This window comes from Rhodocaloribacter sp. (assembly GCF_056451265.1).
Map to the genome: position 1 here is coordinate 70,032 of NZ_JBWOPL010000070.1, position 23,878 is coordinate 93,909.

Consider the following 23,878-nt stretch of genomic DNA (forward strand, 5'->3'; position numbering starts at 1 on the left):
TGCTTTTCGTCAATGCTTCCGGACGGAGGATGAGGCCGGGACCTCTCGAAGGCTAGGGCATCTCATACGTGGTGACAAAGGCCTCGGCGGCGTAAAACTCGGGCAGGCCCAATCGGTTCAGCGCCGCGGCGGTTTCGCGGTTGCGATCCTTGGCGCGTTCCCAGAACTCCCGTTCGTCGTACGCTCCGGGAAACATGGCGCGGTCCTTCTGGCTCTCGTGCTTGAAGATGGCCTCGATCTTCCGGTCGAGGTCGGCCTTCGAGAGCGGGATGAAGATGTCCGTTTTGTCGATCTCCCACTCTTGCCACGCGCCCCGATAGAGCCACACGAGCGGGCGTTCGGCTTGCCGCTTCCGTCCTTTCCGGGTCTTCTTCGGTTTCTCGGCCCCGGCGGCTTCGCCGTTGTGCGGGGTCGTCTCCGCTTCGCCGCCGCGTTCGGCGTTGTACCGAAGCAGGGCCTCTTCGATGGCGCGGTAGCACATCCGGTGCGTGCCGTGGGGATCCGACAGGTCGCCCGCCACGAAGATATGGGCCGGTTCGATCTCGCGGAGCAGGCCGAGCACCACCTGCACGTCCGCCTCGCCGATGGGGTCCTTGCGCACCGTACCCGTCTTATAGAAGGGCATATCGAGGAAGCGCGCGTTGGCGTCGTCGAGGCCCAGCACCTCGATGGCAGCCACGGCTTCGGCATAGCGGATGTGAGCCTTGATCTGCTGAATCGGCTCCAGATCCACCTCGCCGGGTTTTTTCTTCTTGAGAAAGCGGAGGTAACGCTCTTTCGTCTTTCGAAACGCCTCCCGGTTCGCCTCGTCGATGCCGAGCGCCGGCACACTCATCTCCACGAAGCGGAGCATGCGGCGCACGTCCGCGTCGAAGACGGCCATCGAGCCGTTGGTCATGTAGGCCACGGTGACGTCGTTCCGGTTGCGCACGAGCTTGTCGAGCATGCCGCCCATGGAGATGACGTCGTCGTCCGGGTGGGGGCTGAAGACGATCACGCGCTCGTTCCTGGCCAGGCTATCCGGATAGCGGATCCGCTGCCGGAGATCCTCGAAGACCCGGAGGCACAGCGCATCCACGTCGCCGGCGGCGTGCAGGAGGCCCTGCAGATGATGGCGGTAAAAGTCGGCGGCTTCGAGCTGGAGGATCGCCTTGCCGAGCTTCTCCGAGAGCCAGATGACGGCCCGCTTGGAGAGGCCTTCGTCCCAGGTCACCTCCTGCACGAGCCACGGTGTTTTTTCGCGGGTCAGTTCGCCGGCGGCGGGGCGATCCACATAGAACGTGGCGTCGCGGTGGAGTTGCAGGTACGAGGCCGTCACCTGGCGCGTGGGCTCTTCTTCGACGGCGCGGCGGATGATGAGCGCCTTGTGCTCGCCGGTGGCCATGAGGATCACCTCACGGGCGTCCAGGATGGTGCCCACCCCCATCGTGATGGCCCGCCTCGGCACGTTCTCCTCGCCGAAAAAGTCGCTCGCGGCGTCCTTCCGCGTGATCTCGTCGAGCATGACCAGGCGCGTGCGCGTCTCGGGGCCGGAGCCGGGCTCGTTGAAGCCGATGTGTCCGCTCCGCCCGATGCCCAGCAGCACGAGGTCCAGTCCGCCCGCCTTCACGATGGCGCGCTCGTAGTGCAGGCAGTAGTCCTCCACCTCCTCGATGGGAAGGTCCCCGCGCGGGATGTGGATGTTTTCGCGGGGGATGTTCACGTGGTTGAAAAAATGTTCATACATGAACCGGTGATAGCTTTGCAAGCTGTCCGGGTTCATGGGATAATATTCGTCGAGGTTAAACGTGACGACGTTCGAGAAGTCGAGTCCCTGCTCCCGGTGCATCCGGACGAGGTGGCCGTAGACGCCGATGGGCGTCGAGCCGGTGGGCAGTCCGAGCACGACGTTTTTGCCGACGGCCTGCCGCTCTTCGATCAGGTTGGCCACGCGCCGCGCCACCTGATAGGCGACCTGCTCGGGCGTCTCGAAGATGAACGTCGGCACGCGTTCGAGTCTGTTGCCGGTATGTGAGGAAGGATCCAGCGGCTCCGGGACGAGGGTGGGAAGAGCGGAGGGAAGGGTCACCATATGGATTACGAGAGGTTTGTACGTTTTCGGTGTTTGCGGGGGCGCGTGTCGGCGGCGAGGAGGGACGGACGCATGTGGATCAGAGGAGGGGCCGGAAGGGAGAGCGTCCCGTTGCGCATCGCGTCGTGGGACGCCTCCCTTGTCCCACGGACGCCGACCTCTTGTGCCTCGCACCTCGCGCTTCGCGGCGAGGCATCACGTTGATTGCCAATATGATACGCCTCCTTCCGGTGTTGGAACAACCATCGCCCCCACTTAGGAAACGCTTCCACGGCAAACTGGAAGCGTTTCCATGCGGTCTCCTCCCCTTCCGTGCCCTATTTTCACGCATCGTTTCGCGGGGCGCCTCCGCCGTCCTCGCTTCGTCCCTCCACCGCACACGTCACTCAACGGGGATACGCACATGCAGCTTGGCGGTATCGACTGGGCCATCATGGCCGTCTTCTTTGCCCTTTCGCTCGTCATCGGCCTGGCCGTCTCCGGTCGCTCCGGGAAAGATTTCAATGCTTTCTTCCTGGGCGGACGCGACATGCCGTGGTGGCTCCTCGGCGTCTCGATGGTCGCCACCACCTTCTCGACCGACACGCCGAACCTGGTCACGGACATCATCCGAACGGACGGCATCTTCGGCAACTGGACGTGGTGGGCCTTCCTCCTGACGGGCATGCTTACGGTATTCCTCTACGCCAAGCTCTGGCGGCGCTCCGAGGTGCTGACCGACGTCGAGTTCTACGAGATCCGGTATTCGGGCAAGCTGGCGGCTTTTCTGCGCGGCTTCCGGGCCGTGTACCTCGGCATCCTGTTCAACATCATCATCATGGCGTCGGTGACGCTGGCGGCCATCAAGATCGGAGGCGTGATGATGGGGTGGTCGGCCCTCGAGACGGTGGTGGTGGCGGCCACGGTGACGATGATCTACAGCGCACTCGGAGGCCTGCGCGGGGTTGTGCTGACCGACCTCGTGCAGTTCGTCATCGCCATCGGCGGCTCCATCGCCGCGGCGGTCTACATCCTGAACATGCCGGAGGTCGGCGGCCTCGACGGGCTCTTCTCGCACGAGAACGTGCGGTCGGCGCTCTCGTTCTGGCCTTCGTTCGAGGAGTTGACGTGGCAGGAGATGCTGCCGGTCTTCTTCATCCCCCTCGCGGTGCAGTGGTGGGCGGCGTACTATCCGGGGGCCGAGCCGGGCGGCGGCGGCTACATCGTGCAGCGCATGCTCTCGGCAAAGAACGAAAAGCACGCCGTGGGGGCCACGCTCCTCTTCAACGGCCTGCACTATGCGCTGCGCCCGTGGCCGTGGATCCTGGTCGGACTCGCCTCGCTGATCGTCTTCCCCGAGTTGAGCATGATGGCCGAGCGTTTCCCGGACCTGTCCGAGCAGGTGATCCGCAACGACCTCGGTTATCCGGCCATGCTCACGTTTCTGCCCTCCGGCCTCCTCGGGCTCGTGGTCACCTCGCTGGCGGCGGCCTATATGTCCACGATGTCCACGCAGGTCAACTGGGGGTCGTCGATCATCGTCAACGACGTGTATCACCGGTTTCTCAACCCGGAGGCCACCGAACGGCAGCAGGTGTGGGTGGGCCGCGCGGCGACCGTGGCGCTGATGGTGGTGGCGTGCACGCTGGCGCTCTTCCTCGAGAACGCCCTGCAGGTCTTCAACATCCTGCTCCAGATCGGCGCGGGCACGGGGCTGCTCTTCCTCCTGCGGTGGTTCTGGTGGCGCATCAACGCGGCCACCGAGCTGACGGCGATGGTCGTCTCGTTCCTGCTGGCCGTCTATTTTCAGGTGGCGGGACGCATGGGATGGCCGGGCGGCGGGCTGGAAGACTGGGAACGGCTGCTCTACATCGTGGCGCTGACGACGGCGGCGTGGGTGATCGTGGCCTATACGACGGCGCCCACGGACCCGGAGGTGCTGATGCGTTTCTACCGGCGCATCCGCCCGGGCGGGCCGGGCTGGCGCGCGGTGCAGGCCGCCCTCCGTCGCGAGGGCGTCGCCGTGGAGAGCGAAGCGTCCGACCTCCCCTACGGGCTGGCGGCGGCGGTCTGCGGCGCACTCGGCATCTATTCGGTGCTCTTCGCCACCGGCTTCTTCCTCTACGAACGACCGCTCACCGGGCTGTTCTTCGTCGCCGTCGCCGCGGGCTCCTTCCTGGGCATCTACAAGCTCTGGCCCCGTCTCCGCTTCGAATAAACCGCCCGTCTCACACGACCCGTTGCCGCGCGCCGCACGTTTCGCGCACCACGAGCCGGACGGGCAGGTTCTCGTGCACCACCCCGCTCCGTTTCCCCTCGATCTGGTCGATGATGATGTTGGCGGCCTGCTCGCCCTTGCCGTAGACGGGCTGGTGCACCGTCGTCAGCGGGGGCGTGGTGTAGCGCGAGTTGGGCAGGTCGTCGAAGCCGACGAGCGCCACGTCTTCGGGCACACGCAGCCCTGCCCGGTAGAGCGCCAGCAAGACGCCGATGGCCTGCACGTCGCTCGTGCAAAAGACGGCCTCGGGCGGGCGGCCCGTATCGATCCACCGACGCATCAAATCGTACCCGCTCTGCTGTGAGTAGTCGCCCACCGCGATGTGCTCCTCGGTGATCGAACGCCCGGCCTCCCGAAGCGCCTTGACGAACCCGTCGCGGCGGTCGATGGTCTCCTGCAGGTCGAGCGGCCCGAGCATGAGCCCCATGCGCCGGTAGCCCAGCCCGACGAGGTGCGCGCCCGCCTGATACGCCCCGTCGAAGTTGTCGCCGTCGACGGAGTTCAGGTCGGGGAAGTTGGGATCGTGTCCGATGAGCACGATGGGCGTCCGGCGCGACCGAAGGCCGTTGGCGACGAGCTTGATCACGTCGTGCGCGATGAGGATGAAGCCGTCGAAAGCGTGGCTGGCCAGCATCCGGTTGTTGATCTCGTCGCCCATATCCGCCGAGACCATCGTGATCGAGACGAAGTAGCCGCGCTGAAGGCTGCGCTCGGAGATGCCGAGCAGGACGAGCGTCCAGTAGCCGGTCGCCAGCACGTCGTCGCGGCGGCGCGGCGCGAGCACGCACAACTCGAACGTGCGGTCCGTCACCAGGCTGCGCGCCACCGAGCTGGGGCGATAGTTGTATTCCTCGATGACCTTGAGCACCCGCGCCCGCGCCTCCTTGCTCACGTTCGGGTGGTTGTTCAGCACCCGCGAGACAACCGAACGCGAGACAAACGCCAGCCTGGCGACCTCATCGATGGTGATTTTCTTCATGTTCGCGGCGGCCTTTTGAACTCACTCCGTTCGAAAGTGGAATTAAACGATTTTATGAGGCAAATAAAATGCTTTCTCCCATTCCTACGCTTCGCACGGAAATCAGCGCTCGTTTCCCGGCATAGGCGCCGTCCGGGAAAGCCTGAGCAGGAAGGATTTCGGGGGGTGACGGCGCTCCTCAAAGGGGCGACCGGCCGGTCGCCTCTACCCGGCGGCGCTGCGGGGGAACGTCCACGGGGGAGGGTCCACGTCCCGGGTCTCGGCGCTCGATTCCCGGCGACACGCCATTCGTGACGCATTGGGCGAACCGCCGGTCGCCCCTGCGGGCGCTCGTTTGGAGAATGGCGACATCCTTCCTGAAGCGCTCGTTCCCATGCGCTGCGCGGGAACGCCCACCGGGGACGCTCCGCGTCCGTATGTGTTTAGCGTGAGGCTGGATTCGAAAACAGGCCCATTTACGCCTCATTCGTTTGTTTGGGAGCGTCATCCCGAACCCTGCCCCGGACCTGATCCGGGATCTTTCGGGATCTCGGGTGAGGCGGAGATGCTGACACGAGGCGCAGCCGACTGACGAAGTAAACAAGTTCAGCATGACACGGAAGGGGGTAAAAACGGCTGAAATGGGACTTCAATGAAAAATACCCTGCGCTAAACACATACCCGCGTCCCGAACGTCCGAAGACGTCGAAGCAATGCGAGGGTGTGTGTTTGATGCGCGCTCAGTCTTGAAACGAAGCAAGGACGTTCGTTATTCTTCTTCGAAACGATGGGGAGCATATGGCGGCCATCCCGAAGCACAAGAACAAAACCATTCGCGCGGCCATTGAATATGCCGTGAGCAAGGGATGGCGATTCGAGAAAGCCACCGGGAAAGGCCATGCGTGGGGAAAGCTTTATTGCCCGCTTGAAAACCGTGAGGGTTGCCGGTTTACGATTTATGGAACACCGGCCATTCCCGAAGCGCATGCCCAAGACTTACGACGCACCGTGGATCGCTGTGCACACTGCTAAAAAGAGGCGGCCATGAAAACGTATCATTTCGAACTGATCCTGGAGGCTCCTCCTACCGAAGCGGAAGAAGAACGGGTGTTCACCCATTTCGAAGGCCGCGTTTCCCCGGCTCTCGTCAATGGAACGCCGGTTCTTTACGTGCATCTCGACGCGCCCTCTATGGAGGAGGCCATCCGCAATGCCATAGAAAAGACGCGGTCGCTTGGCCTGTCCGTCAAACGCGTCGAACTGGACCCGGACGCCGTCACGGTGCAGGCTGCATAAGCGCTCGTTTCCCGGCGATACGCCATTCGTGACGCATCGGGCGAACCGCCGGTCGCCCCTGCGGACGCTCATTCGGAGAATGGCGACATCCTTCCTGAAGCGCTCGTTCCCATGCGCTGCGTGGGAACGCCACCGGGGACGCTCCGCGCCCCGAACGGCCGAAGAGGGCGAGCCCATGACGGCGAAGGCAGTGCGCCCCATGACGCGAGCCCAACGCCGGAAGCTCCAGGACGCCGATCCTGTTCTCCCTTGCCATGATGCCGGAGGAATCGTTATCCTCTTCCACCGCTCATCATCCCCCTCGGCCCATGCGTCTCCGCCTGTTTCTGCCCGTTCTCATCTGCATGCTTTTCGGCGGCGGGTGCGCCGAGGCGCCGGAGCACAGCCCGGTCTTCGACAAACTCGAAGCCTACATCGCCTATGAGATGGCGGACAAAGATATCCCCACGCTCTCGATCGCCGTGGTCGAAGATCAGCGGATACTCTGGGCGAAGGGCTTCGGGCAGGCGGACCCCGAGCGGGCAATCCCGGCGACGGGCGAGACCGTCTACCGCGTCGCCTCGGTGTCGAAGCTCTTCACCGCGACGGCCGTCATGCGGCTCGTCGAGCAAGGCGCGCTCGACCTCGACGCGCCGATCACGGACTACCTCCCGGACTTCCACCCGGCGAACCCTTTCGGCACGCCGATCACGCTCCGGCAACTGCTTGCGCACCGCTCCGGGCTCGTCCGCGAGCCGCCCGTGGGCCACTACTTCGACCCCACCGAGCCTTCGCTCGAAGCCCTCGTCGAGAGCCTGAACCGCTCGCGCATCGTGTATCCGCCCACCCTGCGCACGAAATACTCGAATGCGGGCGTGAGCGTGGCGGGGCGGGTCGTCGAGGTGGTGACGGGCGAACCGTTCGCCGACTACATGGCGCGGGAGATCCTCGGGCCGATGGGCATGACGAAGAGCGCCTTCACGCCGCGCCCCGACCTCCGCGAGGCCCTCGCCACCGGCTACATGTGGACGTACGACGGACGCGTCTTCGAAGCGCCGGTTTTCGAACTCGGCATGATGCCCGCCGCCGGGCTGTACACGACGATGACCGACCTGACGCGCTTCCTGCAGACGCTCTTCGCGGGCGGGGAGGGGCCGGGCGGGCGGATCGTCGCGCCGGAGACGCTCGAACGAATGTGGACCGTCGCTTTCGCCGAGCCGGGACGCGCGAACGGCTTCGGGATCGGGTTCTACGTGTCCGACTTCGAAGGGGAGCGGCGCGTGCAGCACAGCGGCGTCATGTACGGCTATGCCACGCGCGTCTATGCCCTCCCCGACCGTAAGCTCGGCGTCGCCCTCGTGGACAACATGGACGCCACGAACGACGTCGTCGACCGCATCGGCGACTATGCCCTCCGCCTCCTCCTCGCCGAGCGCGACGGACGCGCCCTTCCCGACTTCGAGCGCCTCGACCCCGTCGATTCCGCCCGTGCCCGGCGGCTCGACGGACGGTACGCCGGCCCCCACACGATCGACCTCATCGAACGCGACGGCCGACTCCTCCTCTTCAACGGAACCGAGCGCCTCCGCCTCCACGCGCGCGGCGACACCCTCGTGACCGACGCGCGCCTCGGGCACGGCTACCGCCTCCTGCCGCGCGGCGACTCGCTCCTCGCCGACGACGGCGTCTTCCACCGCATCCCCACGCCCGTGCCTCCGCCGCCGAAGCCCGCCCTCGAAGGGCTCATCGGCGAATACGGGTGGGACCACAACACCCTCTATGTCCTCGAACGCGAGGGGCGGCCCTGGGCGCTGATCGAATGGTTTTTCTATTACCCCCTTACCGAAGTCTCCCCCGACGTGTACCAGTTCCCCGACTACGGGCTGTATACGGGAGAGACCCTCACCTTCACCCGCGACGCCGCCGGGCGGGCCACCGCCGCCTCGCTCGAAGGCGTCGTCTTTCACCGGAGAGCCGTGCCCCCCGATCCAGGCAACACGTTCCGCATCACCCCGGTGCGCCCGATCGACGAACTGCGCGCCGAGGCCCTGGCCGCCACCCCACCCGAAGAGACGGGCGACTTCCGCACGCCCGACCTCGTGGACCTCGCCCTGCTCGATCCCTCGCTCCGCTTCGACATCCGGTATGCGACGACGAACAACTTCATGGGCGCGGCTTTCTATGAGGAGCCCCGCGCCTTCCTCCAGCGTCCCGCCGCCGAGGCGCTTGTCCGCGCCAACGCCGCCCTCCACGCCCACGGCCTCGGCCTGATCGTCCATGACGCCTATCGTCCCTGGGCCGTGACGAAAATGTTCTGGGATGCCACGCCGGACGAACTGAAGGACTTCGTGGCCGACCCCGCCCACGGCTCCCGACACAACCGGGGTTGCGCCGCCGACGTGGGACTCTACGACCTCGCCACGGGCCGTCCCGTGGCGATGCCGAGCGGATACGACGAGTTCACCCCCCGCGCCTATGCCGACTATCCCGGCGGCTCCGAACGCGCCCGCCGCCACCGCGAACTCCTCCGCGACGCCATGGAAGCCAACGGCTTCACGGTCTACGACAAGGAGTGGTGGCACTTCGACTACAAGGACTGGCGGCATTATCCCATCCTGAACCTGAGCTTCGAGACGCTCGACGGGTGACGCGCGGCGGACGATCCCCGGATGTCCCTTTCGTCAAACCGAACGAACTCGCTACTCCTTGCCCGACGCCCCCTTTCGAAGCGAAAATGTGATCTTTCAGAGGATTCCGGAGCCTCCCGGATACGGCCCCGATCTGGAGCGTTTCGAGACAAACCCCGACGCACTGCCGTACCGCAACCATGCGTACAGGATCATGTCTCTAAGTCATCTGTCTCCCGGCGATCCGCCGACGGTTGGATCGACCGGTTGCCCTCGGCATGCGTTACGGGAAACCGTCCATCAGAACCGCATTGACCGAACTGCTCGATCAGGGCGTCAGGGACGTCTTCCTCGTGCCGCTGTATCCGCACTACGCCATGGCCACGGTGCAAACGGTCGTGGATCAAACACGGGCGGTCCTGGAAGCCATGGGAACGGACGCTCGGCTGAAGGTGATGCCGCCCTTTTATGCCGACCCGGCCTACCTCGAGGCGCTCGCGGAAAGCGCCGCCGAAAGCCTGAAATGGGACTACGACCATCTGCTCTTCAGCTATCATGGCGTGCCGGAGCGACACATCACAAAAACAGACCCGACCGGCGTCCATTGCTTGAGGCACGATGCGTGTTGTATCGTGCCTTCGGAAGCGCACGCGACGTGTTACCGCCACCAGGTCTATCGCACCACGGAAGCGCTCACCACCCGTCTGGGGATTTCCAGAGAGCGCTACTCGGTGGCCTTCCAATCGCGCCTTGGCCTTGATGCCTGGCTGGCGCCGGCCACTGCGCGCGAACTTGAACGGCTGGCGCAACGCGGCGTCAAGCGATTGCTCGTTCTATGCCCCTCCTTCGTAGCCGACTGCCTGGAAACTCTCGAAGAGATCGGCCTGCGCGGGCGCGAGACTTTTCTGAAAGCCGGCGGCGAAGACCTGCGCCTGATCCCCTGCCTGAACGACCACCCGGCCTGGATCGACGCCCTCACGTCGTATTGCAACCAGGAAGGCCTCCCGGACCACGCCTCGTAGATGCAATCCGGTCAGCGAACATCCGGATCGGGCGAATGTGTTGCCTGTGAGCGCCTTGTACGCAAGACGAACTCCGGAACCGGATGCGCGGATTCTAAGCCTGCAGGCCTACCGGGTATGCTTCGCCCCTTTTCGAGACCGTCATTCGGAAACTCTTTCCCGGAAAAAATTACACCCTGTCCGAAGGGCATTGATCAACTCTCCTCCCCTTTTCACAACAAAAAGTATTCGTTTCTAATAGATAAATGATATTTATTTTACCTCCGGAGCATTCGCTGAAGAACCGGCACACTCGTTGATGTTCTCCCGAACCGTCTCGGCCGTTCCGAGCGATAAAGGGGGAGGGCGCCGGCCCCGGAAAGGCCCCTTCCTCCCGATCGACACGGCTGCTCGTTTCTCAAGAAGGTGTGTGAGCCGTCGGTGCAAAACATGCGACCTTGGAGGTCTCCGGGAAGCTTCGGGGGACGGGCACACCCAACTCGTTGTTTCTACGATGCGGATTCTTACCTTTGCGCTCGTCGCTTCTCTGGAGCTTGTCCTCTTCGCGCGCGGCGGGCTGGCACAACACGGCGTCGCGCCGGAGTGGAGTGAAGAAGTTGCGCTCCCGCTCGCCAATCCGGAAGCCTCTCAGCGCGGCGTCCTGTACAACAACATGGCCGTTTCCTCCGGAGGCAGGGTGTTCATCGCCACGGAGGAGGAAGACCCGGATACGCATAACACGCTGGGCTATTACCTCACCTATTCGGATGACGGCCTCCTCTGGCAAACGCCGATCCCTATCGCCCCCATGTCCGAGGTCATCGGCGGCGCGAGTCCGAAGCTGGAGATGGATGCCGACGACAACCTGTACGTCCTCTTCTCGTCCCATCTTCCCGGCGCGCTGTTCATTGCCCGATATGACACGAGCCTCACGCTCCTCTCGGACACCGTCCGCGTCGCTTCGTATACCCTGTACAACCGCTTCAAGTCCACACACCTGACAATCGACCGGGAAAACCGGCTCCATGTGATGTGGCATGAGGGAGACGGTAATTTCGGGGAAACGATGGAGGTGTTCTATACCCGATCTACGGATGGAGGGCAAACCTGGAGCCCTCCCCTCCCCTTGAGCGACCAGGACGGCCATCACTCGGCGTTCCCCCGGGGCCGGTTCGACGCCGCCGGGGACACCCTGGCCATCGTGTGGAGGGACTCGGTTTCCACCCTAAACCAGTGGGACGTGCTCATGGCTCTAAGCACCGACGGCGGAGCCCACTGGAGCCCGCCCGTCCCCATGATTGAAACACCGCACACCGACAGCGACCCGGACGTTGTCATTGATGACCGAAACAATTTCCACCTCTTCTTTCATCGGTATCCGGTCTTCAGTCCCTTCTCTGCCGGCGTGCACTATGCCGTGAGCACCGACCTCGGAGCCACCTGGACCGAACGCCCGCTCTCCGACCCGCTGTATCGCAGCCACCTGACCGAAGGCAACCTGTACGATCCGGTGCGGAATACGCTGTGGTGCATGTGGAAGGACGAGCGAGACTTCGACTTCGGAAGTGGGCAGGCGCGCGCCGATGTCGTGCTCAGCTATTCCACGGACCGCGGGCTCACCTGGAGCGCGCCGGAGTTTGCAACCGACCACGACACGCTCACAATCGGTTTCAAGGCCGGGATACTCTTGCCCGACGGAAGCTACGCGATCAATTACGAGAGCACACAACCGACCTCCTCCGGCCTCCGTGTATACTACCGGAAGCGGTCGCCGGTGGTGCGAACCGACACAGATCCCGCCTCGGCGCCCCCACCCGACGACCTCAGTCTGAATCAAAATTATCCCAACCCCTTCAACCATTCCACCCGGATTACCTTCTCGATCCCCGTTTCCATGCACGTTAACCTGAGCATCTTCGACGTCCTGGGCAGAATCGTCGCCACGGTGGTGGACCGCCCTTTCACGGGAGGAACGCACATCTTCGACTTCTCGGCGGCGCACCTCCCCAGCGGTGTGTATGTCTATCGCCTTCAGGCCGGACGGCTCGTGCAGTACCGGATGATGGAAGTGGTGAAGTGAACGCCGGTTCGATTCCTCCCCGCCGGCCATGCGCAATGCTGCCCTCTATGACATCCACGGCAACCGCCCGGCGCTCGTGGCAGCCCACCGGGACGTTCGGGAAGTCTCGGTGGACCCGGTCGTGGTCGGGCGAGGACGTCCTCCCCGGTCCCATGCCGGGGAGACGCCGGCTGCGCTGAAGCATCTCGAACGCCCCGTCCGCTTCATCCGGGGCCACGGCGCGCGGGAAGCGCTCGCCGCTCGGGAAGGCGCCATGAGCAAGACCATCCCGGAGCCCTTCCACGAGGTCATGCGGTGGACGGCTGAGCAACTCTCCGACGATCACGCGCGCTGGCCGCAAACGCTCACTCTCGACGTCCCCGACCTGAGCGTGGTGCTCTTCTGCCACACCCCCCGAAGCGATGCCGAACGCTTCACCCGGCTGGCGCCTGAAGACCGGCTCCGAGCAGTTTTCGAGCCCGTCGATGCCGCGGTGGTGGTCTGCGGTCACACGCACATTCCGCTCGACCGGCGGGTCGGGAAGGTCTGCGTGGGGAACGTGGGGAGCGTCGGGATGCCGTTCGGGAAGCCGGGCGCTCGACGGGTGACGCGCGGCGGACCATCCCCGGGCGGAAGCGTTCGCCATGAAAAACGTGCGGCGTCCGCCCTCGGAAGCGATGATGCCCGAGCGCTTCGAGCAAAGCGCCTTGCGCTGACCACGTCTTGAGCCGGGATTGCCCGCTGCGCCTCATGACCCGGATCCGGCAGAATCGGCGTTGCTTCTTCCTCCCGATGAGCCGATTTTGAAAGAGCATCGTTTAAAGAAGAGAAGGCCGTCTACCCGGCCCGTGAAGCCCGGATGGGTTCTTTTGTTGCATCAACCAGGCTGGAGTGTTTCATGAAGCGATTTGCCCTGTTCACTGTGGTCGCGCTCTTCTGGGCGGCCTGCAACCCCGGCTCCGAGCCGCATCGCGGCGCGACCGAAGCGTATCTCGACTACTCCGGCCGAGACGACGTGCTCAGCGGAGGCGTGAAGCTGATCCGCGTGCAAACGCCCGCCGGCGACTTTCGCGTATGGACCAAACGCATCGGCAACAACCCCACCGTAAAGGTGCTGCTGCTCCACGGCGGTCCGGGCGCGACCCACGAGTACTTCGAAGCGTTCGACAGCTACTTCCCCGCCGCCGGCATCGAGTATTACTACTACGACCAACTCGGCTCGGCCTACAGCGACCAGCCGGACGCGCCGGAACTGTGGGAGACCTCGCGCTTCGTGGAGGAAGTCGAGCAGGTGCGGAAGGCCCTGAACCTCGATGCCGACAACTTCTACCTCCTCGGACACTCGTGGGGCGGCATCCTGGCCATCGAGTACGCCCTGAAATACCAGCAAAACCTCAAGGGACTCATCATCTCGAACATGATGGCGAGCATCCCGGCCTACAATGAATACGCCGAAAACGTGCTCATGCCCGCCATGGACCCGGAGGTGCTGGCGGAGATCAAGGAGATGGAAGCCTCCGGCGACACCGACAACCCGCGCTACATGGAATTGCTCGTCCCCCATCACTACGAACAGCACATCCTGCGCATGCCCGCCGACCAGTGGCCCGACCCGGTGAACCGGGCCTTCGCGCACATCAATCCGAAGATCTACGTCCCCATGCAGGGACCGAGCGAACTCGGAGCCGGCGGAAAGCTCCTCCACTGGGATCGAACGGCCGATCTGGAAAAAATCGCCGTGCCGACGCTGGTCATCGGCGCCCGGTACGACACGATGGACCCGGCGCACATGGAGATGATGGCGGACAAGGTGCAACGGGGACGCTACCTCTTCTGCCCCAACGGCAGCCACATGGCGATGTACGACGACCAGCAAACGTACGTCGACGGCGTCATCCGCTTCGTCCACGACGTGGACGCCGGGCGTTTTTGAACGAGCGCCCCGAGCAACCGACGCTCGACTCTGCGAAAAGGACGCCCCCCTCAACAGCTGCCGCTACGGCCGACGCCGGATCCGGCCGTTGACGCCCGAGAAGCCGCGCGAGACGTGGACACCTTCAGAGGCATTTCGAAAATAAACCTGTCAGACACAAGAGACCACCTTCGCGCAGATGCTCCTCCGCGCAACATCAACCACAAACCTCATGAGGCATATTAAATGAGCAAGACTATCGTTGTTACCGGAAGCAGTTCCGGGTTTGGCCGTCTGGTGTCGGAATCACTGGCCCGGAAGGGGGATCGCGTATACGCCACCATGCGCGGCGTCGAAGGCAAAAACGCCTCCGTAGCCGAGACGCTGAAGCACTGGGCTGCCGCCGAAGGCCTTGACCTGCGCGTGCTGGAGATGGACGTGACCTCGACCCCGTCGGTTGACGCGGCTGCCTCGCAAGTGCTGGCGGAGTCGGGTGCGCCCGACGTCGTGATCAACAACGCGGGACAGATGTTCGTAGGGATCACGGAAGCGTTTACGGCAGAGGAGCTAATGAACCAGCTCAATGTCAATCTGGTGGGTATACATCGCGTAACGCGGGCCTTTCTGCCGGCCATGCGAGAACGCGGATCCGGGCTGTTCATCAACCTCAGTTCCATCGCCGGTCGCTTCGGCGTTCCGTTCTACAGCATCTATCACGCGAGCAAATGGGCCGTGGAGGGATACTCCCTGGCGCTTCGAACCGAGCTGGCGTCATCCGGCATCGATGTGGTCGTCGTCGAACCCGGCCCCTTTACCACGGAGCTCTTTCCCGGCATGCAGCGGCCGGTGGATGCCGAGGGACGCGCCGGCAGCTATCCCGAGGTGGTGCATGAAACCTTCGCAGCGATGGAGGGGATGTTCGAGGGGTTGTTCCGCGATCCGTCCATCCCGACCGATCCGGACCTGCTCGCGGATCGGCTCGTCGAACTCGTCGAAATGGACGCCGGTTCTCGTCCTTTCCGCTCGGTTGTGGGGGTGGACTTCGGCGTTCAGGCGCGCAATGCAGCCGTCGAGCCTTTCGACAATGAAGTGTTGGAGGCGGCAGGCTTCACCTCCTTCGCAACCCTCAAGGCGAACTGAAGGGAATGCTTTCCCCGCACAAGGCGGCCCGGAGGACGTGTCGAACCCCGTCCTCCGGGCCGCTTTCGGTTGCTCCGATGAAGCGGCCCCGACCGCTCCACCATACGCCGCGAAAACAGGTCATCTCCGACTCCGGAGATCCGTTTTCGAGCGTAGGCCTGGATGAGCGACGTGCATGACGCTGCTTGCGGTTTTCAGAAATGCCCCTCCCTCAGCCGCATCAGTCGCGGGATCGCGCGCCGGGCAACCGGAAGAGAGCCGCTCCGTAGAAGCACCTCCAACCAACGAAGAGAGTCGCCATCCATGGACCACGGCCCCCCCGCCCGACGCAGTTACAATGAAAAAGAGATCGGCGCACTGATCCAGCGCGCGACCGAGCTGCATGAAGAGGCGACGGGCGCCCCGGAGCGCGGCCTCTCGCTGGAAGAGATCGAGCACATCGCCGCGGAGCTGGGTCTTCCGACGGAGTACATACGAACGGCGGCGCTCGAGTTCGAGGACCGCCCGCGTTCGGGCAGAGCCTTCAGCTTGCTGGGTCGTCCCTTCGTCATCAACCAGACGCGAGTCGTCAACGAGACGATGACCGAGGAGCAATGGAAGCAGGTCGTGATGGAACTCCGGGCATTCACCGGCAAGAAGGGGCAAATCGACCGGATGGGAAGCCTGCGGGAGTGGGCGCACTATACGGGGGAAGGTCCGAACGGCGTCAATTTCCAGAAAACGCAGGTTGTCATCCGTCCCGAGGATGACCGCACGTCGATCCAAATAAAAAAGCATTATGGGGCATTCGCGATCTTGTACGCGGCGCCCCTGCTTTTGAGCGTCTTTTTCACGCTCGTCCTGCTCTCCGAACCGCTCGACCTCATGAAATTCGCGCTCGCCGCCGGAAGCGTGATCGGGACGTTTGCAATCACCCGAGCGTTTGTTTCCTCGTGGACGAAACGCGAAAAGGAACGGCTCAAGAGATTGGCCAACCAGCTTCATCGCACGCTGTCGACCTCCTCTTCCCGGCTCCCGGCCAACGAACCGACTCCGGAGCCGGTCGGACAGCCGGAGATGGACGAACCGGAACGACTCCCTGCGCATGCCGGACGAGGCACGCGCGTTTGACCGTGCGCATGGACCGCCTCCAACCCCGCCTCGCAACCCTCCCCCTTAGAGGGAGTCCTCCGAAGAAGGGACGGGGTTCCCCATACGACCCTGCAAACCGAAGCAAACAATACCCCTCCGGGGCCACCTCCCCTTCTCAAGGGGAGGATCTCCAGGGCTTTCATGAACCGCCTCCCACTCCTCCAATCCGCTCCGTGATGCTTCCCCTTGCCCAGGGGGGAGTCCTCCGAAGGAGGGAAGGGGTTCCGCATTGGGCGCGTGCAAGACTTCAGAAATCGTCGATATTGAGCGAAAAACGGAGCTTACCTCCAGGAGACATACGATGCAAAGCGCCATTCGTCATGCGCCCATTGTTCGGGGGTGGGTGGAGGTCCTCGCCCCTGTTGTTCTTCCTCCCTGATTGCCCTTCCCAACGCATCGACAAATGTGTATCTTGTCGCCCGTCAACATGGAGCATGAGAGAACGATGAACATACGGCGTGCGGGTTGGATGGCGGTGGCAATACTTCTGGGATCAATGGTGGGGGGATGCCGCAGCACGCGTCCGCCGGCTACCGGGCCCGCCGCATCGCCCCCGTCGGAGGCCGACACCGCAACCGGCGCGACGGCCGAGTTGGAGTCGCTCTACTGGGCGCGTCGCGACAGCGCCCGCACCCGGTTCACGAGCGCCGACGTCCGATTCATGACCGGCATGATCGTCCACCACGCGCAGGCGCTGGTCATGTCGGCGCTGGCCCCCACGCACGACGCCGGCCCGGAAGTGCGCACGCTCACGGCCCGGATCCTCAACGCACAGCGGGACGAGATCGCCACCATGCAGCACTGGCTCCGCGCGCGCGGGCAGGTCGTGCCCGAGATCGAGATCGACGGGCTCACGCTGAAGGTCTCCGGCGTGGACGAGCACATGATGCACATGCCCGGCATGCTCACCGACGAACAGTTGCGCGAGCTCGACGCCGCGCGCGGCCCGGACTTCGACCGCCTCTTTCTCAAGTACATGATCCAGCATCATCGCGGCGCCGTCAGCATGGTCGATGAACTCTTCCGAACCGACGGCGCCGGTCAGGACGAGTTGGCGTTCAAACTTGCCTCCGACATCAACGTAGATCAGCGCACCGAAATCGCCCGGATGGAGCGTATGCTCCGTCGGCTCTCCGGTGAAAGCCGGGATCGGTGAGGTTTCGGCGCGCTTCCTTTTTCCCATTCCAATCCCCTGGTGCCCCCTTTATGAAAGGCCACGTCTTCCTTCGCCGCCCGATTTCCTGGACCCTCTCGTTGCTTGCCGTGGCCCTTCTGGGCCTCTCGGCGTGCGCGCCCCGGCCCGTCGCACAGACGGCCTCCACCGCCATGACCGCCCCCGCTCCTGCCCCGGCCGTGGCCCCCCGCCCCGATCCGCGCGTAGGCCTCCGTGCGGGCCTGTTCGACGCCGAAGAAGCCATCTGGAACCTGCGCAAGCTCTCTTCGACCCCGCCCCCGGAGGCCTTCCTCGGCGTCACCAACTCCGACCTGGCCTTCAAGGACCACTACGCCATTCAGGGCAACTACAACGGCATCCAGGTGTGGGACCTGACGAACCCCGCTTCGCCGAGCCTGGTCACGGCATACGTCTGCCCCGCCTCACAGAGCGACGTCTCGGTCTACGGCAACCTCCTCTTCGTCTCGGGCGAAGGGCTGGGCGGGCGTCTGGACTGCGGCACCGAGGGCGTGCCGGAGGCGGTGAGCAAGGACCGCCTGCGCGGCATCCGCATCTTCGACATCACCGACATCCGCGATCCCCAATACGTCGCCAACGTGCAGACCTGTCGCGGCTCCCACACGCACTCGGTGCTCAAGGACCCGAACGACGACGAGAACGTGTACGTCTACGTCTCCGGCTCCGCCCCGGTGCGCCCGGAAGAGGAGTTGCCGGGGTGCTCCGCCGCCCCGCCGGATGAGGACCCCAACTCGGCGCTCTTCCGCATCGAGATCATCAAGGTGCCGCTGGCGCATCCCGAGCAGGCCGCCGTCGTCAGCTCGCCTCGCATCTTCGAGGGCCTCGTCGCCCCGCCCCGGCACGGCATGGCCCCCGACGACCTCGCCGAAATCGAAGCCGCGCGGGCCCGCGGCGCGTTCATCGTCGAGATCTTCGGGCAGGAGCGCGTCTTGCCCGACGGCTTCGTGGCCCCCATGCTCGCGGCCTTCGCCAAGCAGCGCGGCAACGACGCGCCCACCGCCGCCGACAGCGCCGCCTTCCGAGAAGCGCTTCCCGAGATCATCAAACAGCGCTTCGGCATCAAGGAGGACGACCAGGGCGAGGACGCCGCACCGAAACCCGGCCCCACCCAGTGCCACGACATCACGCTCTATCCGGAGATCGGAAGGGCCGGCGGCGCCTGCGAAGGCTACGGCCTCCTGCTCGACATCACCGACCCCATCCACCCCAAACGCATGGATGCCGTCGCCGACTCGAACTTCTCGTACTGGCACTCGGCCACGTTCAACAACGACGGCAGCAAGATCCTCTTCTCCGACGAATGGGGCGGCGGCGGGCAACCGAAATGCCGGGCCACCGACCCGAAAGAATGGGGGGCGGACGCCATCTTTACCATCGAGGACGGAAAGATGCGGTTCCAGAATTATTACAAGCTCTCCGCCCCGCAGACCCCGATGGAGAACTGTGTGGCGCACAACGGCTCGCTCATCCCCATCCCCGGACGCGACGTGATGGTGCAGGCATGGTACCAGGGCGGCATCTCCGTCTTCGACTGGACCGACCCGAAGCATCCCGTGGAGATCGCTTTCCACGACCGCGGCCCCATCGCGGCCGATCACATGGAGATGGGTGGAAGCTGGTCCGTCTACTGGTACAACGGCCTCCTCGTCAGCTCGGAGATCGCCCGAGGGCTCGACGTCTTCGAACTGACGCCGAGCGCGTACCTGAGCGAAAACGAGATCGCCGCCGCCAACACGGTCCGCCTCGACTACCTCAACGCCCAGGGCCAGCCGAAGTACGTCTGGCCCGCCACGTTTGCGCTGGCGCGGGCCTATCTGGACCAGCTGGAGCGCTCGAAGGGCCTCGCCGCCGACCGGGTCGCGGCGGCCCGACAGGCCCTCTCCGCCGCCGAAGCCGCCTCGGGCGAGGCCCGGCGCGCGGCGCTGACCAGGCTCGCCGACACGCTCGAGGCGCAGGCCCGCGCCTCCGGCGATGCGGCAAAGGTTCAGAAGCTGGCGTCCGTCGTGCGCGAGCTTGGCTGAGCGGGGGCCGTCTCATCCCGGCCCGTCCGGCGCATGCGTCCGACGGGCCGTGGGGAGGCTGACCTTGTGCGCCATGGCCCAGGCGCGCAGGCCCGTGGTGACGACCATCGCGGCGGCGAGGCGGAACGGTTCGCCGAGGCCGAGCGCTTCCGCGCCGAGGTACGCCGCGCCTCCGAGCAGCGCCGCCGTGGCATAGAAGCCGCCCTTGATGACGGCGGGCACCTCGCGCACGAGCACGTCCCGCACCACGCCGCCGCCCGTGGCCGTCGTCGCCGCCATCATGACGACGCCGATCGGGCCGAGACCGAACGCGGCCGCCTTCGCCGCGCCCATCGCCGCGAAGACGCCGAGCCCGACGGCGTCCGCCACCATGACGCGGTTCCACCGCTTCGCGATCGGCGGGGCGGCCCAGAACACGAGCGCCCCGCCCGCGAGACACACGATCAGATACAACTCATCCTCGAAGACGGCCGGCGGCGTCGCCCCGAGCAACACGTCGCGGATCATCCCGCCCCCGACGCCCGTGGCCACGGCCAGCACCATGAAGCCGAGAAAATCGAGCTCATGACGGTTCGCCTGAAGCGCCCCCGAAACGGCGAACACGAACGTGCCCAGCAAATCGACCGCATACAGCATGGAAAGTCCTCCTCGCGCCCGGATGAATGACGGCGGCCCGGGGTTCACACGTCGCAGATCGCCACCGCCTCCCGCAGCGACGCCAGCGGGTCGCGGGTGGGGATGAACTCCTGCGCCACGTATCCGGTGAAGCCGCCCTCGGCAATGGCCCGCATGATCGCGGCATAGTTCAGTTCCTGCGTCTCGTCGATCTCGTGCCGTCCCGGATTGCCGCCCGTGTGGAAGTGCGCCAGATAGTCGCGGTGGTTCCGGATGGTTCGGATCACGTCGCCCTCCATGATCTGCATGTGATAGATGTCGTAGAGCAGCTTGAAACGGTCCGACCCGAGGCGGTCGACGAGGGCGACGCCCCACGCCGTGTGGTCGCATTGATAGCCGGGGTGGTCCACCTTGCTGTTGAGCAGTTCCATGCACACCGTCACGCCGAGACGTTCGGCCATCGGGAGGATGCGCTCGAGCCCGGCGGCGCAGTTCTCGAGGCCTTCCTCGTCGTCGAGGCCGTCGCGGTTGCCGGAGAAGCAGATGACGTTCGGGAAGCCGGCCTCGGCCACTTCCGCGAGGCGCTTGCGATAGCCCGGAACGAGCCAGGCGTGGTGTTCGACGCGGTTGAAGCCGTGCCTGAGGAAGTGCAGGCCCTCGGGCGCCTCCGGGCCGTTGGCCATCGCGCAGATCAGCCCCTGGCGCATCACGGCGGGCCAGTCCTCCGGGCCGAGGAGCTCGACCGAGCGCAGCCCCATCGCCGCGGCGGCGACGGCCAGCTCCTCCACCGAAAGGCCGGGATAGCACCATTTGCACACGGACTGACGGAGGCGCCCCGCGCCGACGGACGCGGCGGGCGGCAGGCTCCGGGCCGGAGCAAAGAGGGCGGCCGGCGTCGCGGCGAGGCCGGCGCGGACAAAGTCGCGGCGTTTCATGGGACGCGTGCATGGCGAGGGTTGCCGGAAGGTAGCCAACGCCGAGACGCTTCTCAAGAGGCCGCGGAAACGACGGGCGCGGGAGATTCCCTTACACCGCCAACAATGCAAACCTTACACGGCGCATCGACCTTTACTGTCAACACCTCAACGCTCTTCTTTTACTATGGTATCGTGAGGGAAACCCGGAAGAGCTTCCGGCCTCGAAGGGTCGCTCCTCCACCCCGTCCGGCCGCTTTTGAGGGAGCGCGACGCGGAAAGGCGGACCGGATCCCTGTTCACCACAGACCATGGAGGCCGCCATGCAACGAGGGAACGTCATCGAGCATCCGGCGGAAGCGGCAAACGACTACGGGGAAGTCGCCCGCGTTTCGCAGCCGCCGGCCGCCGCACCCGCGCCCCGGCGCTCACAGGGGGCAGGGTTTCTGCACAAAAAAAATCCGCGCGCCAACCTCCGGCGCTACTATGGGCTTTATCTGGAGATCGGCCTCATCCTGGCCCTCGCGGCGCTGATCCTCCTCTTCCGCGCCCCGATCCGGCCCGACGACGAGGGCTTCGATATCACGCTGGCGCAACAGGAGGTGGTGCAGGTCGAGGAGATCAAACAGACGCAGCAGGAGGTCAAGCCGCCGCCGCCGCCGCGCCCGCCGGTGCCCGTCGAGGTGCCGAACGACGTGGTGCTCGACGACGTGGACCTCAACCTCGACGCCACGCTCGACTTCGACGAGCCGCTGGCCGAACTGCCGCCGCCGCCCGCTCCCAAAGAGGAGGAGAAGGTCGAAGAGCCGGAGCCGGAGATCTTCGTGGTGGTCGAGGAGATGCCCGTGCTCATCGGCGGGCTGAAGGGCCTGCAGGCGAAGATCACCTATCCGGAGATGGCCAAGAAGGCGGGCGTCGAGGGGCGCGTCATCGTGCAGTTCGTCGTCAACGAGCAGGGTCGCGTGGAGAACGCCACCGTCATCCGCGGCATAGGCGGCGGGTGCGACGAAGAGGCGCTCCGCGTGATCAGCTCCGCCCGGTTCACGCCCGGCAAGCAACGTGGGCGCCCCGTGAAGGTGCGCATGAGCCTGCCGATCCTGTTCAAGCTCCGCTAGGCTTTTTCCCGTCCCGTCAGGGCCCCGGCTTCCCTCCCGAACGCCGCGCGCTCCGAATCCGCACGGAGCCGCGGCGTTTTCCCTGTTTTCTTCCCCGCTCCGGCGCATCTCCTGCCGCCCCGGGCCGTATCTTCGCCCGGGGTCGTATCTTCACCCCGGGTCGTATCGCCGGCCCTCTCTTTCCAGCCCAAACGCGGAGGTTTCATGCGACTGTTGGCCAACCTGCTCTGGATCACCCTCGGGGGCGGCATCTTCATTTTCTTTGAATACCTCATCGGCGGTCTCGCGCTATGCCTGACCATCGTCGGCATCCCGTTCGGGGTGCAGTGCATCAAGCTTTCCGTGCTCGGGCTGGCGCCGTTCGGGCGGGAGATCCGGGAGACGCCTGCGGCCACGGGTTGCCTCGCCGTGACGATGAACGTGCTGTGGATCCTCTTCGGCGGCGTCTGGCTGGCGCTGACGCACCTCGTCTTCGGCCTGCTCTGCGCGCTGACGATTATCGGCCTCCCCTTCGCCCGGCAACACCTGAAGCTCGCCCGCCTCGCCCTGATGCCTTTCGGGAAAGAGATCGTCTGAACGGCCGCGTCTCGGCCGGGCAATCGCCCTTCCGCCCGGCGTCAGCCCCACTTCATCCAAATCATTGATTAAAAAGAACATAACTCCATTTCGCCGCCGTCGCCCTACCCCGCCTGCGCGCTTTCGCCGCCTCTTTTGCGCCGAAAAGGCCTTTCTCGTTCGACATAAAATATTGTTTTAAAACAACTTAATTCATGCCGTCGACCTCCCGGGTAAAATGGCCTTTTTGACCCCGACGGTTTTTTTGTTGCTTTCCCCTTGACTCAACCCCGTTTTTTGCCTTATTTAGGCCGAAACGGGACCGAAATCGGATACCGTCTGAATTGCACCTATAGGTATTGAAACCGTCTGTGGAGATGTGCTGTTTCTGTGCCGCTACGTCTGAATTGCACCTATAGGTATTGAAACCCCAGATGGGAGATTAACGCTTCCACCAAGCTATGTCTGAATTGCACCTATAGGTATTGAAACCAAGCGATCGTTCAGCTTGATCTTCTTGCTCACCATTAGGTCTGAATTGCACCTATAGGTATTGAAACTGACGCGCGCGACGAAATCTAGCTTCTTCTTCCAGCGTCTGAATTGCACCTATAGGTATTGAAACTGAGATATCGACTCCCAGATCTTTCGAGACGATATCCCGGTCTGAATTGCACCTATAGGTATTGAAACATCTGACGATGTCAATCACTTCCGCCGTTCTTTCGGTCTGAATTGCACCTATAGGTATTGAAACATTTACAGCATCCGTCCGCTACGGGGTCTTTCCCGAAGTCTGAATTGCACCTATAGGTATTGAAACGTACCATCCATTTCTGCAAGCACGAAATCAGCGTCTTCTAGTCTGAATTGCACCTATAGGTATTGAAACCTTTTCCCGAAGGAGGAATTACAATTTTTCTTCCCTCTTGTCTGAATTGCACCTATAGGTATTGAAACTCCTTTGATAACGCGGAGCATCTCCGGCCAGAGGTAACGGGTCTGAATTGCACCTATAGGTATTGAAACCAATCC

17 protein-coding genes and 1 CRISPR repeat array are annotated in these 23,878 nt (G+C 64.2%); of the genes, 13 read left to right on the forward strand and 4 right to left on the reverse strand.

Features of this window, described 5'->3' with window-relative positions:
- Nucleotides 1-52: 52 nt before the first annotated feature.
- Nucleotides 53-2,071: a glucosamine-6-phosphate deaminase gene (gene nagB, locus AC1HIY_RS12595; protein WP_479577096.1), complete on the reverse strand. Its 2,019-nt coding sequence runs from the start codon at nucleotides 2,069-2,071 to the stop codon at nucleotides 53-55.
- Nucleotides 2,072-2,474: 403 nt separating this feature from the next.
- Between nagB and AC1HIY_RS12600 the strand changes: the two genes are divergently transcribed.
- Nucleotides 2,475-4,268 (forward strand): sodium:solute symporter family protein, encoded by a 1,794-nt coding sequence (locus tag AC1HIY_RS12600; protein WP_479577097.1) that lies wholly within the window; start codon nucleotides 2,475-2,477, stop codon nucleotides 4,266-4,268.
- 10 nt (nucleotides 4,269-4,278) lie between these two features.
- Here AC1HIY_RS12600 and AC1HIY_RS12605 read toward each other — a convergent pair whose 3' ends face one another.
- Nucleotides 4,279-5,307, reverse strand: coding sequence for a LacI family DNA-binding transcriptional regulator (locus tag AC1HIY_RS12605; RefSeq protein WP_479577098.1), 1,029 nt, complete (start codon nucleotides 5,305-5,307; stop codon nucleotides 4,279-4,281).
- A gap of 1,023 nt (nucleotides 5,308-6,330) precedes the next feature.
- Here AC1HIY_RS12605 and AC1HIY_RS12610 point away from each other — a divergent pair.
- From AC1HIY_RS12610 to AC1HIY_RS12655, 10 genes are all read left to right on the forward strand, one after another.
- Nucleotides 6,331-6,582: a hypothetical protein gene (locus tag AC1HIY_RS12610; protein WP_479577099.1), complete on the forward strand. Its 252-nt coding sequence runs from the start codon at nucleotides 6,331-6,333 to the stop codon at nucleotides 6,580-6,582.
- Nucleotides 6,583-6,890: 308 nt separating this feature from the next.
- Nucleotides 6,891-9,209 carry a serine hydrolase gene (locus tag AC1HIY_RS12615; RefSeq protein ID WP_479577100.1) on the forward strand — a complete coding sequence of 773 codons (2,319 nt, stop codon included), beginning with the start codon at nucleotides 6,891-6,893 and terminating at the stop codon, nucleotides 9,207-9,209.
- A 233-nt stretch (nucleotides 9,210-9,442) separates the two neighbouring features.
- Nucleotides 9,443-10,210 (forward strand): ferrochelatase, encoded by a 768-nt coding sequence (locus AC1HIY_RS12620; RefSeq protein ID WP_479577101.1) that lies wholly within the window; start codon nucleotides 9,443-9,445, stop codon nucleotides 10,208-10,210.
- A 493-nt stretch (nucleotides 10,211-10,703) separates the two neighbouring features.
- Nucleotides 10,704-12,269: an exo-alpha-sialidase gene (locus AC1HIY_RS12625; RefSeq protein ID WP_479577102.1), complete on the forward strand. Its 1,566-nt coding sequence runs from the start codon at nucleotides 10,704-10,706 to the stop codon at nucleotides 12,267-12,269.
- A 28-nt stretch (nucleotides 12,270-12,297) separates the two neighbouring features.
- Nucleotides 12,298-12,975 carry a metallophosphoesterase family protein gene (locus tag AC1HIY_RS12630; RefSeq protein WP_479577103.1) on the forward strand — a complete coding sequence of 226 codons (678 nt, stop codon included), beginning with the start codon at nucleotides 12,298-12,300 and terminating at the stop codon, nucleotides 12,973-12,975.
- Nucleotides 12,976-13,146: 171 nt separating this feature from the next.
- Nucleotides 13,147-14,181 (forward strand): proline iminopeptidase-family hydrolase, encoded by a 1,035-nt coding sequence (locus AC1HIY_RS12635; protein WP_479577104.1) that lies wholly within the window; start codon nucleotides 13,147-13,149, stop codon nucleotides 14,179-14,181.
- Between the two features lie 225 nt (nucleotides 14,182-14,406).
- Entirely contained in the window at nucleotides 14,407-15,300 is an 894-nt protein-coding gene (locus AC1HIY_RS12640) for an SDR family oxidoreductase (RefSeq protein WP_479577105.1), read from the forward strand.
- A gap of 303 nt (nucleotides 15,301-15,603) precedes the next feature.
- Nucleotides 15,604-16,410 (forward strand): hypothetical protein, encoded by an 807-nt coding sequence (locus AC1HIY_RS12645; protein WP_479577106.1) that lies wholly within the window; start codon nucleotides 15,604-15,606, stop codon nucleotides 16,408-16,410.
- Nucleotides 16,411-16,876: 466 nt separating this feature from the next.
- Nucleotides 16,877-17,587, forward strand: coding sequence for a DUF305 domain-containing protein (locus tag AC1HIY_RS12650; RefSeq protein ID WP_479577107.1), 711 nt, complete (start codon nucleotides 16,877-16,879; stop codon nucleotides 17,585-17,587).
- Between the two features lie 50 nt (nucleotides 17,588-17,637).
- The gene (locus AC1HIY_RS12655) at nucleotides 17,638-19,644 is read left to right on the forward strand and encodes an LVIVD repeat-containing protein (protein WP_479577108.1); all 2,007 of its coding nucleotides are present in this window, start codon (nucleotides 17,638-17,640) and stop codon (nucleotides 19,642-19,644) included.
- Between the two features lie 12 nt (nucleotides 19,645-19,656).
- Here the strand turns inward: AC1HIY_RS12655 and AC1HIY_RS12660 are convergent, their stop codons facing one another.
- The gene (locus AC1HIY_RS12660; RefSeq protein WP_479577109.1) at nucleotides 19,657-20,280 is read right to left on the reverse strand and encodes a trimeric intracellular cation channel family protein; all 624 of its coding nucleotides are present in this window, start codon (nucleotides 20,278-20,280) and stop codon (nucleotides 19,657-19,659) included.
- Between the two features lie 44 nt (nucleotides 20,281-20,324).
- Nucleotides 20,325-21,194, reverse strand: a complete 870-nt coding sequence (locus AC1HIY_RS12665) for a hydroxypyruvate isomerase family protein (protein ID WP_479577110.1) — start codon at nucleotides 21,192-21,194, stop codon at nucleotides 20,325-20,327.
- A gap of 302 nt (nucleotides 21,195-21,496) precedes the next feature.
- On the opposite strand from AC1HIY_RS12665, the gene AC1HIY_RS12670 reads away from it, so the two are divergent.
- Both AC1HIY_RS12670 and AC1HIY_RS12675 read left to right on the forward strand, forming a co-directional pair.
- A complete protein-coding gene (locus AC1HIY_RS12670; RefSeq protein ID WP_479577111.1) occupies nucleotides 21,497-22,288 on the forward strand; it encodes an energy transducer TonB in 792 nt (263 codons plus the stop codon).
- Between the two features lie 204 nt (nucleotides 22,289-22,492).
- Nucleotides 22,493-22,864 (forward strand): YccF domain-containing protein, encoded by a 372-nt coding sequence (locus AC1HIY_RS12675; RefSeq protein WP_479577112.1) that lies wholly within the window; start codon nucleotides 22,493-22,495, stop codon nucleotides 22,862-22,864.
- 316 nt (nucleotides 22,865-23,180) lie between these two features.
- Nucleotides 23,181-23,872: direct repeats of the CRISPR family, unit length 29 nt; unit sequence GTCTGAATTGCACCTATAGGTATTGAAAC.
- Nucleotides 23,873-23,878 lie beyond the last annotated feature (6 nt).

What these genes read in the sequence shown, in the direction of transcription:
- AC1HIY_RS12670 (WP_479577111.1), top strand. Translation starts at nt 21,497, where the DNA reads ATGCAACGAGGGAACGTCATCGAGCATCCGGCGGAAGCGGCAAACGAC.
- AC1HIY_RS12665 (WP_479577110.1), bottom strand. Translation starts at nt 21,194, where the DNA reads ATGAAACGCCGCGACTTTGTCCGCGCCGGCCTCGCCGCGACGCCGGCC.
- AC1HIY_RS12650 (WP_479577107.1), top strand. Translation starts at nt 16,877, where the DNA reads ATGAACATACGGCGTGCGGGTTGGATGGCGGTGGCAATACTTCTGGGA.
- AC1HIY_RS12655 (WP_479577108.1), top strand. Translation starts at nt 17,638, where the DNA reads ATGAAAGGCCACGTCTTCCTTCGCCGCCCGATTTCCTGGACCCTCTCG.
- AC1HIY_RS12635 (WP_479577104.1), top strand. Translation starts at nt 13,147, where the DNA reads ATGAAGCGATTTGCCCTGTTCACTGTGGTCGCGCTCTTCTGGGCGGCC.
- AC1HIY_RS12625 (WP_479577102.1), top strand. Translation starts at nt 10,704, where the DNA reads ATGCGGATTCTTACCTTTGCGCTCGTCGCTTCTCTGGAGCTTGTCCTC.
- AC1HIY_RS12605 (WP_479577098.1), bottom strand. Translation starts at nt 5,307, where the DNA reads ATGAAGAAAATCACCATCGATGAGGTCGCCAGGCTGGCGTTTGTCTCG.
- AC1HIY_RS12675 (WP_479577112.1), top strand. Translation starts at nt 22,493, where the DNA reads ATGCGACTGTTGGCCAACCTGCTCTGGATCACCCTCGGGGGCGGCATC.
- AC1HIY_RS12640 (WP_479577105.1), top strand. Translation starts at nt 14,407, where the DNA reads ATGAGCAAGACTATCGTTGTTACCGGAAGCAGTTCCGGGTTTGGCCGT.
- AC1HIY_RS12630 (WP_479577103.1), top strand. Translation starts at nt 12,298, where the DNA reads ATGCGCAATGCTGCCCTCTATGACATCCACGGCAACCGCCCGGCGCTC.
- AC1HIY_RS12660 (WP_479577109.1), bottom strand. Translation starts at nt 20,280, where the DNA reads ATGCTGTATGCGGTCGATTTGCTGGGCACGTTCGTGTTCGCCGTTTCG.
- AC1HIY_RS12600 (WP_479577097.1), top strand. Translation starts at nt 2,475, where the DNA reads ATGCAGCTTGGCGGTATCGACTGGGCCATCATGGCCGTCTTCTTTGCC.
- AC1HIY_RS12615 (WP_479577100.1), top strand. Translation starts at nt 6,891, where the DNA reads ATGCGTCTCCGCCTGTTTCTGCCCGTTCTCATCTGCATGCTTTTCGGC.
- AC1HIY_RS12610 (WP_479577099.1), top strand. Translation starts at nt 6,331, where the DNA reads ATGAAAACGTATCATTTCGAACTGATCCTGGAGGCTCCTCCTACCGAA.
- nagB (WP_479577096.1), bottom strand. Translation starts at nt 2,071, where the DNA reads ATGGTGACCCTTCCCTCCGCTCTTCCCACCCTCGTCCCGGAGCCGCTG.
- AC1HIY_RS12645 (WP_479577106.1), top strand. Translation starts at nt 15,604, where the DNA reads ATGGACCACGGCCCCCCCGCCCGACGCAGTTACAATGAAAAAGAGATC.